Source organism: Ciceribacter sp. T2.26MG-112.2 (genome assembly GCF_900492205.1).
GTDB lineage: Bacteria > Pseudomonadota > Alphaproteobacteria > Rhizobiales > Rhizobiaceae > Allorhizobium > Allorhizobium naphthalenivorans_A.
In genome coordinates, this window is the sequence record NZ_UEYQ01000003.1 from 1 (window position 1) to 11941 (window position 11941).

At 66.1% G+C, this 11941-nt stretch carries 14 protein-coding genes; 11 read left to right on the plus strand and 3 right to left on the minus strand.

Annotated features, from left to right (window positions below; translation table 11 throughout):
• Positions 1-99: 99 nt before the first annotated feature.
• From bufB to DYZ14_RS05685, 3 genes are all read right to left on the minus strand, one after another.
• Complete coding sequence (gene bufB, locus DYZ14_RS05675; RefSeq protein ID WP_154719802.1) at positions 100-954, minus strand: MNIO family bufferin maturase; 855 nt, start codon at positions 952-954, stop codon at positions 100-102.
• A gap of 78 nt (positions 955-1032) precedes the next feature.
• A complete protein-coding gene (locus DYZ14_RS05680; protein ID WP_154719803.1) occupies positions 1033-1323 on the minus strand; it encodes a BufA1 family periplasmic bufferin-type metallophore in 291 nt (96 codons plus the stop codon).
• A 44-nt stretch (positions 1324-1367) separates the two neighbouring features.
• Positions 1368-1640 (minus strand): BufA1 family periplasmic bufferin-type metallophore, encoded by a 273-nt coding sequence (locus DYZ14_RS05685; RefSeq protein WP_154719804.1) that lies wholly within the window; start codon positions 1638-1640, stop codon positions 1368-1370.
• 266 nt (positions 1641-1906) lie between these two features.
• Between DYZ14_RS05685 and DYZ14_RS05690 the strand changes: the two genes are divergently transcribed.
• The 11 genes from DYZ14_RS05690 to DYZ14_RS05740 all read left to right on the plus strand — a co-directional run bounded on the left by DYZ14_RS05690 (position 1907) and on the right by DYZ14_RS05740 (position 11763).
• Positions 1907-2422 carry a sigma-70 family RNA polymerase sigma factor gene (locus DYZ14_RS05690; protein ID WP_445292330.1) on the plus strand — a complete coding sequence of 172 codons (516 nt, stop codon included), beginning with the start codon at positions 1907-1909 and terminating at the stop codon, positions 2420-2422.
• Positions 2419-3054 carry an NrsF family protein gene (locus DYZ14_RS05695; RefSeq protein WP_154719805.1) on the plus strand — a complete coding sequence of 212 codons (636 nt, stop codon included), beginning with the start codon at positions 2419-2421 and terminating at the stop codon, positions 3052-3054. Before DYZ14_RS05690 ends, DYZ14_RS05695 begins: the two co-directional genes overlap by 4 nt.
• Before the next feature lie 152 nt (positions 3055-3206).
• Positions 3207-5126, plus strand: coding sequence for an FAD-binding monooxygenase (locus tag DYZ14_RS05700; RefSeq protein ID WP_154719806.1), 1920 nt, complete (start codon positions 3207-3209; stop codon positions 5124-5126).
• 137 nt (positions 5127-5263) lie between these two features.
• Complete coding sequence (locus DYZ14_RS05705; RefSeq protein ID WP_154719807.1) at positions 5264-5572, plus strand: type II toxin-antitoxin system RelB/DinJ family antitoxin; 309 nt, start codon at positions 5264-5266, stop codon at positions 5570-5572.
• Complete coding sequence (locus DYZ14_RS05710; RefSeq protein ID WP_154719808.1) at positions 5569-5868, plus strand: type II toxin-antitoxin system RelE/ParE family toxin; 300 nt, start codon at positions 5569-5571, stop codon at positions 5866-5868. The genes DYZ14_RS05705 and DYZ14_RS05710 overlap by 4 nt, the downstream gene beginning before the upstream one ends.
• 186 nt (positions 5869-6054) lie before the next feature.
• Entirely contained in the window at positions 6055-8565 is a 2511-nt protein-coding gene (locus tag DYZ14_RS05715) for a heavy metal translocating P-type ATPase (RefSeq protein ID WP_195949849.1), read from the plus strand.
• An 11-nt stretch (positions 8566-8576) separates the two neighbouring features.
• Positions 8577-9029: a Cu(I)-responsive transcriptional regulator gene (gene cueR, locus DYZ14_RS05720; RefSeq protein ID WP_154719809.1), complete on the plus strand. Its 453-nt coding sequence runs from the start codon at positions 8577-8579 to the stop codon at positions 9027-9029.
• An 89-nt stretch (positions 9030-9118) separates the two neighbouring features.
• On the plus strand, positions 9119-9325 hold the full coding sequence (locus tag DYZ14_RS05725; protein WP_154719810.1) for a heavy-metal-associated domain-containing protein: 207 nt from the start codon (positions 9119-9121) through the stop codon (positions 9323-9325).
• Between the two features lie 460 nt (positions 9326-9785).
• Positions 9786-10139 (plus strand): carboxymuconolactone decarboxylase family protein, encoded by a 354-nt coding sequence (locus tag DYZ14_RS05730; RefSeq protein ID WP_154719811.1) that lies wholly within the window; start codon positions 9786-9788, stop codon positions 10137-10139.
• Between the two features lie 159 nt (positions 10140-10298).
• Positions 10299-10646, plus strand: coding sequence for a hypothetical protein (locus tag DYZ14_RS05735; protein ID WP_154719812.1), 348 nt, complete (start codon positions 10299-10301; stop codon positions 10644-10646).
• Positions 10647-11121: 475 nt separating this feature from the next.
• Positions 11122-11763, plus strand: coding sequence for a hypothetical protein (locus DYZ14_RS05740; protein WP_154719813.1), 642 nt, complete (start codon positions 11122-11124; stop codon positions 11761-11763).
• Positions 11764-11941: the final 178 nt, after the last annotated feature.

Here is an 11941-nt window from a genome sequence, read left to right on the forward strand (position 1 = left end):
GGGGGAAGGAGCGCAGGCGGGATCGCAGGCGCCTCGCATCGGGTGGCGGGCCTGACGGCAGATTTCGCGGCGGGTGTGCGGGCATGCTTCATGGCGGCCTCACGCGGCCCGGCGGCGGGCTGTGGCGTCGAGCCGCGCATTGGCCGCCGCAGCTTGGGAAAGCAGCACCGGCCAGTCCGGCACGTCATTGTCCCATTCGATCAGGCTGGCGATCGGCCCGGTGCGCTCCAGCACTTCTTCATAGAGCGTCCAGACCGGGTCCTTGACCGGCGTGTCGTGGCTGTCGATCAAGAGTAGCGCACCGGCATCATCGATCGTCTCGGAATGACCGCTCAGATGGATTTCCCGCACAGCGGCGAGCGGAAAGGAGGCGAGATAGGCGCGCGGGTCGAGATTGTGATTGGTCGCGGCGACGAAGACATTGTTGACGTCGAGCAGCAGTCCGCAGCCGGTCAGGCGCACCAGTTCGGCGAGGAAATCGGTCTCCTCGATCGTGCTCTCCGTGAAGGTCAGATAGGTCGCCGGGTTCTCCAGCAGCATCTGCTGCTTGAGAAGATCCTGCACGGTGTCGATGTGCTCGGCGACGCGGGCAAGCGTCGCCTCGGTATAGGGCAGCGGCAAGAGGTCGTTGAGAAAGACTCCGCCATGGCTCGACCAGGCGAGATGTTCGGAAAAGCTCTCCGGCTCGTAGCGGTCGCACAAGCTTTTCAGCCGGGCGAGGTGGTCGCGGTCGAGCGGCTGCATGGCGCCGATCGACAGGCCGACGCCGTGGATGGAGAGCGCATAGTCCTGGCGCAGGCGGGTGAGCTTGGCATGCGGCGGGCCGCCGGCGCCCATGTAGTTCTCCGCATGCACCTCGAAGAAACCGAGCGGCTGCGGGGCTTGGTCGATGGCTGAGAAATGCTCGGGCTTGAAGCCGACCCCGGCGCGGGGCGGCAGGCTTGCGGGTTTCATCGGTCTTCTCCGTCTTGCGCGAGGGGGAGGGAGGTGGCGGCGCGAAGCTCCGCGCCGCCGCCTTGGGGTGGACCTCGCTCAGGCCGGTGCCGGACCGGGCTCCAGCGTGCCGTGCGCACCGTCCGGCGTCATCATGGTCATGCAGCTGCCGGCCGGCACGAGCTTCCAGGCATTCTTCTGGTAGTCGATCTTGGAGGTTCCGGCGCAGGTGGTGCCGGGACCGGCGGCGCAGTCGTTCTGGCCTTTCAGCGCCACGCCGTAGCATTTCTCCTTGGTGGCATCCTGGGCGACAGCCGCGCCCGGCAGGGCGGCGGCAAGGGTGAGTGCCGTGGCGAGCGAGGCGGCGAGCGCATGGGTGTTTCTGGTCATGTCTTGTCCTTTGATGAGAATGGAGACGGTTGCGGCGCTAAGGATCAGGCCGGGGTCAGCGAGCCGTGGCTGCCGTCCGGTGCCATCATCGTCGCGCAGGTGCCGGCGGGCACCAGCTTGAAGGACTGCTTGTCATAGTCCATGGTCGCCTTGCCGGCGCAGTCATGCGCGCCGGCGGCGCAATCGTTCTGGCCCTTCATCGCGACGCCGTAGCATTTCTCCTTGGCGGCATCCTGGGCAGCGGCGGGCACGGCGACGGAGGCAAGCGCGGTTGCAAGCGAGCCGGCGAGCGCCAGAGTGACGAAGCTGTTTTTCATCGTGGGTTCTCCCTTCAGGTGACAGGCCGGAATTGGCCTGGACATCGGGAGCTACGGGCCGGGGCGAGGAAATGTTACGCCGCCCTTTGCCGGTGTTTTTGCCTCCCGGTCCGGGCGGCGGTCGAGGACGGAATAAAATACCAAGCCGTTTCAGCGGCTTGGGTGGAATATCAGGCGTGGCGCGCGGCGCCGGTAACAAAAACGTGTGTGGCGACGTAGAGGGATATGTGAGGCAGGCGGAGCGGGAAAGCGAGTGGGCGGACTGGATGCGCGGCGCGCTTGACGGCGACGCGCAGGCCTATCAGCGTTTCCTGTCCGCCGTCACGCCGCATCTGCGCACCATGGCGAAGCGCCGCTGCGAACAGTTCGGCGCGCCCGCCGGCGAAGCCGAGGACATTGTGCAGGAAGTGCTGATCGCGGTGCACCTGAAGCGCGGCACCTGGGACCCGGCGCGGCCGATCGGCCCCTGGCTCTCGACCATCGTGCGCCACAAGCTGATCGACAGCCTGAGGCGCCGGGGCCGCCATGTCAGCGTGCCGATCGAGGACGTGATGGAAACGCTGGCCGCCGCCGAGCGCACCGACGCGACCGATCGGATGGACGTCGAGACCCTGCTGGCGCGGCTGAAGGACCCGCAGCGCGACATCGTCCGCTCCATTTCGCTGAACGGGGCGGGTGTCGGCGAGACGGCGGCCCGATTGAAGATGAGCGAAGGTGCGGTGCGGGTGGCGCTGCACCGGGCGTTGAAATCCCTGGCCGCCCTTTATCGGAGTGAGACGTGAAGACGGAAGACCTGATCAGGCTGCTTGCCGAAGATACGCCGGTTCGCCGGCGCCTCGGGCGGTCGCTGGCGCTGGCGCTGGGCGCCGGCATTGTCGCATCGGCCGTGCTGCTGCTGGCAACCGTCGGGCTCCGATCCAACCTCGATCAGGTGATCGGCACGGTCCGGGTCGTCTTCAAGATCAGCCTGACCTTGGCGCTGGCGGCGACCGCTTTCGGTCTGGTTGCCCGCATCGGTCGGCCGGGGGCCTCGACGCGGGGTTTTGCGCTCGGGCTCGCCGGCCTCGTGCTGCTCGTCGGCCTTGCCGTGGCGAGCGAACTCTTCGTCCTGCCGTCGCAGGCCTGGGCGACGGAACTGATCGGCCACCACGCCGCCTTCTGCCTGCAGTTCATCCCGACGCTCTCGCTCGTGCCCTTCGTCGCGCTGATGGCGGCGCTACGCACCGGTGCCCCGGAAAATCCCGGCCGGGCCGGGGCGGCCGTCGGTCTTGCCTCCGGCGCGATCGGCGCGGCGCTCTATGCCTGGCACTGCCCGGACGACAGCCCGCTTTTCGTCGCCACCTGGTATACGCTCGCCATCGCCTTCGTCACCGCCGCCGGCTACGCCATCGGCCGCCGCTTCCTGCGCTGGTAGAGGCGCATGGCATGATTCGACCGATTGACAGATCATAATAAGAAGTATACTTATCAAATCGATCGGCCCACCGGGAGGGTGTGGCGAGGCGGATGACGCGACGGCCGGGGAGGCCGGTTGCCCGCCTCTGAAGTCTGGGGAGAAGAGACATCATGCAGTTTCATCAAAACGGTTTCCGCACCGGCGATCCGGCGATTGCCGAGCCGCTTGTCAAGAACACAGCATCCGCCAGCGAAGTCGATGTGCTGATCGTCGGCACCGGGCCGGCCGGGCTGACGCTCGCCGCCCAGCTCTGTGCCTTTCCCGGCATTTCGGTGCGCATCGTCGAGCAGCGTGCCGGCCCGATCACGCTTGGCCAGGCCGACGGCATTGCCTGCCGGACGATGGAAATGTTCAACGCCTTCGGTTTCGCCGACCGGGTGCTCCGGGAAGCCTATTTCGTCAACGAGACGACCTTCTGGAAGCCGGACGACCAGGGCCGGAAGACCATCGTCCGCCACGGCCGGATCCAGGACACCGAGGACGGGCTGTCGGAATTTCCCCATGTGATCCTCAATCAGGCCCGCGTGCACGACTTCTATCTCGATGTCATGCGCTACGCGCCGCACCGGCTGGAGCCGGATTATGCGCGTCGCGTGCTCGATCTCGACGTCGACCCATCGGCCACCTCCGGCCATCCGGTGACGGTCCGCCTCGAACGGCTCGACCCCGGCCATGAGGGCGAGGTGGAGACGGTGAAGGCGCGTTACGTGGTCGGCTGCGACGGCGCCAGAAGCGCGGTGCGCAAGGCGATCGGCCGCGAATTGAAGGGCGATTCCGCCAACCAGGCCTGGGGCGTGATGGACGTTCTCGCCGTCAGCGATTTCCCCGACATCAGGCTGAAAGCCGCGATCCATTCGGCCAATGAAGGCAATATCCTGATCATTCCGCGTGAGGGCGGCTATCTGGTCAGGCTCTATATCGAGCTCGACAAGCTGAAGGCCGACGAACGCGTCTCCAATCGCGCCATCACCGCCGACCAGCTGGTGGCGGCGGCCAGGCGCATTCTCCATCCCTATACGCTCGACGTGAAGGAGATCGCCTGGTGGTCGGTCTACGAGATCGGCCAGCGCCTGACCGACCGCTTCGACGACGTGGCCGAGGCGGAGGTGGGCCGCCGCCTGCCGCGCGTCTTCATCGCCGGCGATGCCTGCCATACCCACAGCCCCAAGGCCGGGCAGGGGATGAACGTGTCGATGCAGGACACCTTCAATCTCGGCTGGAAGCTGGCGGCGGTGCTGGAGGGGCAAAGCGGCCCGGCGTTGCTCGACACTTATTCGTTCGAGCGCCAGGCGATCGCCAAGGAACTGATCGACTTCGACCGCGAATTCGCCAAGATGTTCTCCGCCCCGCCGAAGGGCACGGAAGGGGCCGGCGCCGATGCGGTCGACCCGGCCGAATTCCAGCGCTATTTCGTCAAGCAGGGCCGCTTTACCGCCGGCACCGCGACGCGCTACCGCTCCTCGATCATCCAGGGCGAGCCGACCCACCAGCATCTGGCGCAAGGCTTTGAGATCGGCATGCGCTTCCATTCCGCTCCGGTCATTCGGCTTGCCGATGCCAGGCCGGTTCACCTCGGTCATGTCGGGCTCGCCGACGGCCGCTTCCGCCTCTATGCCTTTGCCGACCGGCAGGACCCGTCAGCGTCGGGTTCGGCGATCCACGCGCTCTGCGAATTCCTCGAGACCTCCGACCGCTCGCCGATCCGCCGCTTCACCCCGGCCGGCGCCGACATCGATTCCGTCATCGATTTGAGGGCGATCTTCCAGCAGGACCACCGCGCGCTCAAGCTCGACTCCCTGCCGGCGCTGTTGAAGCCCGCCAAGGGGCGCTACGGCCTGACCGACTATGAGAAGATGTTCTGCCCCGACCTGAAATTCGGCCCCGACATCTTCGACCTGCGCGGCATCGACCGGGAGCGCGGCTGCCTGGTCGTGGTCCGGCCGGACCAGTATGTGGCGCATGTTTTGCCGCTCGACGCGTATGAGGCGCTTGGCGGCTATTTCGATAGGTTCATGGTGGAGCGGGGGTGAGGGGGGCAGGCGAATCCAAGAAAGGCCGCAAGCGCCCGCGTGACGGTCAGCATCTTTCCGGGGCTTGCCTTGCGAGCTAAACTTGTTTCTGTCATTCACTTGAACTACGTTGGTGGCTCGCCAACGAGGATGACACCATGCCTTCCAACGCCGTTGTACAGGCCCGAATCGATGCCGAAGTCCGAGATCGGGCGGCGGCCGTGCTGGAGCGCATGGGGCTTACCGTTTCGGATGCCGTGCGCATCCTGTTGACGCGGACTGCCAACGAAGGGGTTTTGCCGATCGAACTCATTGCCGACGATGCGGAGCATGATGCCTGGTTCCGCGAGAAGGTTTTGCGAGCCATCCGGGACGAACGGCCGGACGTCGCGGATGACGAGGTCGCGGCGCGTTTTGCCCAGCGCCGCGCGTCGGCCCGGGACAAAGTTGGCGGCGGTGCATCATGAAACTCGTCTGGTCGGCTTATGCCTTGGCTGACCGGACCTTGATCTTCGATCATATCGAGGCGGACAGTCCGCGTGCCGCCATCGCTGTCGACGAGAAGATCGCTTCCGCTCTTCACCAATTGAAGGATTTTCCCGAAAGCGGCCGACCAGGACGGGTTGAGGGAACGCGGGAACTCGTCATTGCGGGTATGCCATACATCGCAATCTATGCCGTGTTGTCGGATCGAGTTCGTATCCTTCGCGTCCTTCACGGAGCCCAACGCTGGCCGCCTGGCCCGGCCGATGATCGAGACTAGGGACAAGTATCTCGACAAAATCACCACCCGACCCCTTGACCCTCCCATGATGGGAAGGTGCATCTAGGGTTCAGTGGCCCGCCGCGGAAGAAGTTCGCGGCATGGGCTGATGGGATATTTCCGTGTCCTGGCGGTTGTTGCGACCTATATTCGGGGCAAGGCCCGGCGCGGGCGAGAGGTGATGAGATGAACGAACAGGTAAAGATCAATCCGCCGCAAATCCCGGCGCTCCAGCCGATCATCCTGCCGGTCGAGGGCATGACCTGCGCCTCCTGCGTCAAGCGGGTGGAAAAGGCTGCGGCCAAGGTGGCGGGCGTCGAGGCGAGTGCGGTCAATTTCGCCACCGAGACGCTGTCGGTGACGCCGGGGCCGGGCTTTTCGGCGCAAGCGCTGGTCAAGGCGGTGAAAGATGCCGGATACGAGGCGAGGGCCGAAACCGTGATCCTCGACATCGAGGAGATGACCTGCGCCTCCTGCGTGGCGCGGGTGGAAAAGGCGCTGAGAAGCGTAGCCGCGGTCGAGACGGCCTCGGTCAATCTCGCGACCGCCAAGGCGGTAGTGACGGTACTTGGCGGCAGGTCTGCCGTGCCGGCCATGGTCAAGGCGGTCGAGAAGGCCGGCTACAAGGCGAAGCTGGAGGCCGAGGCCGGCGAGACGGACACGCATGAAGAGGCCAAGGAACGCGAGATCGGCCGGCTGACGCGCGATTTCTGGATCGCGCTGGTTCTGACGCTGCCGCTCTTCGTCATGGAAATGGGCAGCCATCTCTATCCGCCGCTGCATCACACGCTGATGGATCTCTTCCCCGGCAACCTGTTGAATTATATCCAGTTCGCGCTGGCGACCGGCGTGCTTGCCGGACCCGGCCGGCGCTTCTTCATGAAGGGCGTGCCGGCGCTGCTCCGCGGCGGGCCGGACATGAATTCGCTGGTGGCGATCGGCACCGGCGCCGCCTATTTCTATTCGCTGGTGACCACCTTTGCACCCGCCGTTCTGCCGGCCGAGGCACGTTATGTCTATTATGAAGCCGCGACCGTCATCGTCACGCTGATCCTGCTTGGCCGGCTCCTGGAAGCCCGCGCCAAGGGGCGCACCGGGGCGGCGATCAGGAAGCTCGCCGGGCTCCAGGCCAAGACCGCCCGCGTCGAACGCGAGGGGCGCACGCTGGACATTGCCGCCGCCGACGTGGTCGTCGGCGATGTCGTGGTGATCCGTCCGGGCGAGCGCATTCCGGTCGATGGAACCGTGATCGACGGTGCCTCGCATGTCGACGAGGCGATGATTTCCGGCGAGCCGCTGCCGGTCGAGAAGGGCGAAGGCGCCATCGTTATCGGCGGCACGATCAACGGCAAGGGTTCGTTCCGCTTCCGGGCCGACAAGGTCGGCGCCGACATGATGCTGTCGCAGATCATCCGCATGGTCGGCGAGGCGCAAGGGGCCAAGCTGCCGATCCAGATGATGGTCGACAGGGTGACCGCCTGGTTCGTGCCGGCCGTCATGGCGATCGCCGCCGTGACCTTCCTCGTCTGGATCCTCATCGGGCCGGAGCCGGCCTATACCTATGGCCTGGTCGCGGCGGTGGCCGTTCTGATCATCGCCTGCCCCTGCGCCATGGGGCTTGCCACTCCGACATCGATCATGGTCGGCACGGGCAGGGCCGCCGAACTCGGCGTGCTGTTTCGCAAGGGTGAGGCGCTGCAGACGCTGCGCGACGTCGACACCGTGGTGATGGATAAGACCGGCACGATCACCAAGGGCCGGCCGGAACTGACCGATGTCGCGGTGGCCGACGGCTTTGCCGAGGCAGAGGTGCTGGCTCTCGCCGCGAGCCTGGAGGCGCGCTCCGAGCACCCGGTCGGCGAGGCGATCGTCAAGGGCGCCGAAGCCCGCGGGCTGGCCATAGCCACGGCCGAGGGTGTCGAGGCGGTGGCCGGCTATGGCATCACCGGCACGGTCTCGGGCCGCACGGTTGCGGCCGGCGCCGACCGCTACATGGCCAGACTCGGGCTCGACGTTACGCCCTTTGCCACGGTGGCGAAGCGGCTGGCGAACGAGGGCAAGACGCCGCTCTACGTGGCGATCGACGGGAAGCTCGCGGCAGCCCTTGCCGTCTCCGATCCGCTGAAGGAGACCAGCATTGCGGCGATCAAGGCCTTGAAAGACCTTGGCCTTTCCGTGGTCATGGTGACCGGCGACAACCGCGCGACGGCTGAGGCCATCGGCCGGGCGACCGGCATTGACGAGGTGGTGGCCGAGGTTCTGCCGGACGGCAAGGTGGCAGTGATCAACGCGCTGAAGGAAAAGGGCCGCAAGGTCGCCTTCATCGGCGACGGCATCAACGACGCGCCGGCGCTCGCCACCGCCGATACCGGCATTGCCATCGGCACCGGAACGGATGTTGCGATCGAGAGCGCCGACGTGGTGCTGGTCGGCGGCGATCTCGGCTCGGCGCTGCATGCGATCGAGCTCAGCCGCGCGGTGATCCGCAATATCGGCCAGAACCTTTTTTGGGCATTCGGCTACAACGTCTTGCTGATCCCGGTTGCCGCGGGCATCCTTTACCCGAATTTCGGCGTGTTGCTGTCGCCCATGGTCGGGGCGGGCGCCATGGGTCTTTCGAGCGTCTTCGTGCTGACCAATGCACTGAGGCTCAAGGCGGCACGGGTCACCGATCTTGCAGGCGGCCAGGGGCAATGAGGATCGACGGGATGAACATCGGTGAGGCAGCGGAGGCCTCGGGCGTTTCGGCGAAGATGATCCGCTATTACGAGGAGATCGGCCTGGTGCGCCCGGCGCATCGGACGGCCAGCAACTACCGCGTCTATGGCGAGGACGAGGTGCACCGGCTGCGCTTCGTGCGGCGCGCCCGATCGCTCGGCTTTTCGCTGGAGGAGACCGAGCAGCTCCTGAAGCTCTGGGCCGACAAGGACCGCACCAGCGCCGAGGTGAAGAGGCTGGCGCTCGACCATGTCGGCGAACTGGAGGAGAAGATTGCCGGCATGCAGGCCATGGTGGCGACGCTGAAGCAATTGGCCGACTGTTGCCATGGCGACGAGCGCCCGAATTGTCCGATTCTCGCCGATCTGTCCGGTGGCAAGACGGCGCGGGAGCCGCAGCCTTCGCCGCGCCGGTCGGTCGCGCGGCTGGCGGGCCGGGCTTGAGCGGGCCGTGCGTTTTACCCCTTGACCTTCCCTTGGTGGGAAGGTGCATGAAGGGGATGACGCGAACGTCTGCCAGGAAAGGACAAGGAATGAGCGTGACCCAATTGTTTCAGGTCGAGGACATGACCTGCGGCCACTGCGAGAAGGCGATCACCAGGGCGCTCAGCGAGGCGCTGCCGGGTGCTGCGGTGAGGATCGACCTCAAGGCGCACGAAGTGGCGGTCGAGGGCGATGCGGCGAAGGCCGAGGAAGCGATACGCGAGGCCGGCTATACGCCGGTCCGGAAAAGCGCCTGACGGCGTGGGGCCCTGGGGGGTAAGGGGCCGGCGGCCGGGAGGAAACTCCCGGCCGCCGTTTTTTTACGGGTGAAGATTGGGGCCGGGAGGTAACTCCCGGCCGCTGTTTTTCTGTGGGGTAGACAGGGGCCGGGGAGCGATCCCCGGCCGCCGCTTTTTGTTGGGAACGAATGGGGCCGGGGAGCGATCTCCGGCGACCGTTCCCGATCGAGCGTGATCGGGCTGGGAAGGTAGAGCTGAGGTCGCGGGGCGTGCCGTTCCGCATCGGCAGGCCCGGTCCTGCAGAGGATGCAGGTTGTCCGGTCTCGTCGATCTGGCCGTTTCATCAAGGCTTCATGCAGCGGCGAATAGCCTTGCGGACTTTCGCCGGAACCGCGCGAGACTTGATTTAACGCAAGGCCGCGTCGAGATTCGCGCGATAGATAGCAATCATCCTATTTTTTCAAGCAAGGGCTCTACCATGACCGCAAAATTCTATCCCGACATCACCAAGGACATTTCCGCGCATTCCAAGACGTTGCGCCGGGATATTCCCGAGGTGATGGCCGGTTTTTCTGCCATGGCGCAGGCAGCCACCAAGGATGGTGCGCTCGACAAGAAGACCAAGGAACTGGTGGCGCTCGGCATCGCCATTGCCACCCGTTGCGACGGCTGCATCGGCTTCCACACCGAAACCCTGGTCAAGCTCGGCTGCAGCCGCGCCGAATTTCAGGAAACGCTGGGCATGGCGATCTACATGGGCGGTGGCCCGTCGCTGATGTATGCGGCGCATGCCATGGCCGCCTGGGAGCAGTATGGCGGCGGCGCCGAATAACGGGACGCCTTTTTCCCTTGGCGCCCGCCAGGACGTCTCCCCCGTTTGCGGGGGACCGGGCGGCCCGGCCCTGGCCGTCGATTGGTCCGGATTTGGCGGTTTCGCGCCGGGGCCCCGGGCGCTAGACTGGGGCACGACGAATCCCCCGGAGGTCTTTCGATGCGTAAACTGGTGTTGATTTCGCTTGGGCTTCTTGGCCTGCCGGCGCTGGCCATGGCCGGCGAACCGACCTTTTACGAGAAGGCGGCGACCTCGCTCAGCGAATGCGAAAGAGCCTTTTCCGACACCACGCCGGACTTCAAGCGCCGCCGCGATTTCATCGTCCGCCGAACCATGGACGGCCGCGAGCGGGTGATCCGCTGCCTGCCGGACGGCGTGGTCGAACTGTTCTGTGACCCCAAGGCCGGCCGCTCCGTGGTGGCCGTGCTGGAGGGCGAGACGCTACCGGCCTGCGCCCGGCTTTCCATGGGGTTGAAGGTGCGCAAGGAGAAGACGCTGATTCCGTGAGGCGGCGCGCTTTCGTCGGCTGCGTTGGGCTTCTCCAGGCTCTGGCAAGGAAAATATGCACAATAGGAATAAATACCTTGACGGTGTGACGGTCGTCTGGTAGGGTTCAGGCACAGTCGGAAAACTGCGGCGGGGCCGCATCCTTCGAGGCCCGGCACTGCGGGGCACCTCGGGATGAGGAGGGCTTCGGCGGGCGGGACCGGCACGAGGATTTGGATGAAGGCTCGGGGGACCGGGCCTTTTTTCTTGGGCGCGGGGCCGACGCTTTGAGGCCCTGCGGTGCCGGGCTCACCCCCCTCTGTCCCTTCGGGACATCTCCCCCTCAAGGGGGGAGATCGGGCTGGGCGGCCCCCGCGTCCCTCGGACCCCCTCACTGGCAAAATCTGAGGTTGGCCTGGCGGCCAAGCCCTCGATTTTGCTTTCTCTCCCACCAGGGGAGAGAAGGCGCCGCACCCGTCGAGACAGGGAGATCATCATGGATGACGTGCAAGAGCTTTCGCTCGGGCTGCTGGGCCTTTCGCCGGGCGAGGACGGGTGGCGCGGGGCGGAAGGCGGGCCGGAAAACGGGCCTGACTGTGGGCCTCGCTACGGGTCTGAGGGCGGACGCGAGAGCGGGCCAGAGATCGCTTTGGCGGCGGATGGGGCGGGGAGGGTGCTGGAGGTGAAATCCGGCGATGCGCTCTCGCCGCTCGATCGGCTGGCGGCGCTGCTCGACGACCTGACGGGCGAGATGCGCGCGCAGTTCGAGCTGTTTCGCAAGCTGCGCGCCACGGCCGAGCGGCTGATCGACGGCGCCGACGAGGCGGCCGCCAAGGCGGCGCGTGGCGACGCCAAGGCGGCGACCGATGCGATGGCGCTGATCGTGCGCACACTGGAGAAGATCGACAGTCTGCAACGCCAGCTGGCGCGCGACCGCGAGGACGCGGCGCTTCTGAGCGGCGAGGGCGAGGATGAAGAAGCGATCAAGGCGGAACTGCTCCGCATCATCGAAAACCAGGCGGAAGCACGGGCAAGAGTCCGGCTCGTCGCCTGGCAAAACGCCGCCGAAGGGTCCGCCGCCGTTGGGATCGGTGGGGCAATCGAGCCGGCATCGACGCCGGATGCAGGGAAAGGCTGAGGCCAAGATCGCCGTGCGTCGGGGCAAACAGGCCGGCGGAATTCTCGGTGATCACGAGGACCGCATTCAGATGCAGCTGAGGGGACTTGCTCGTTCAGCGGTTGGCAGCGGGAAGGAATTGGCCGGCAGGCTTGGGGCGAACCTTCACCAGACCGAAGCGTCTGCGGCGTTCGGCGCG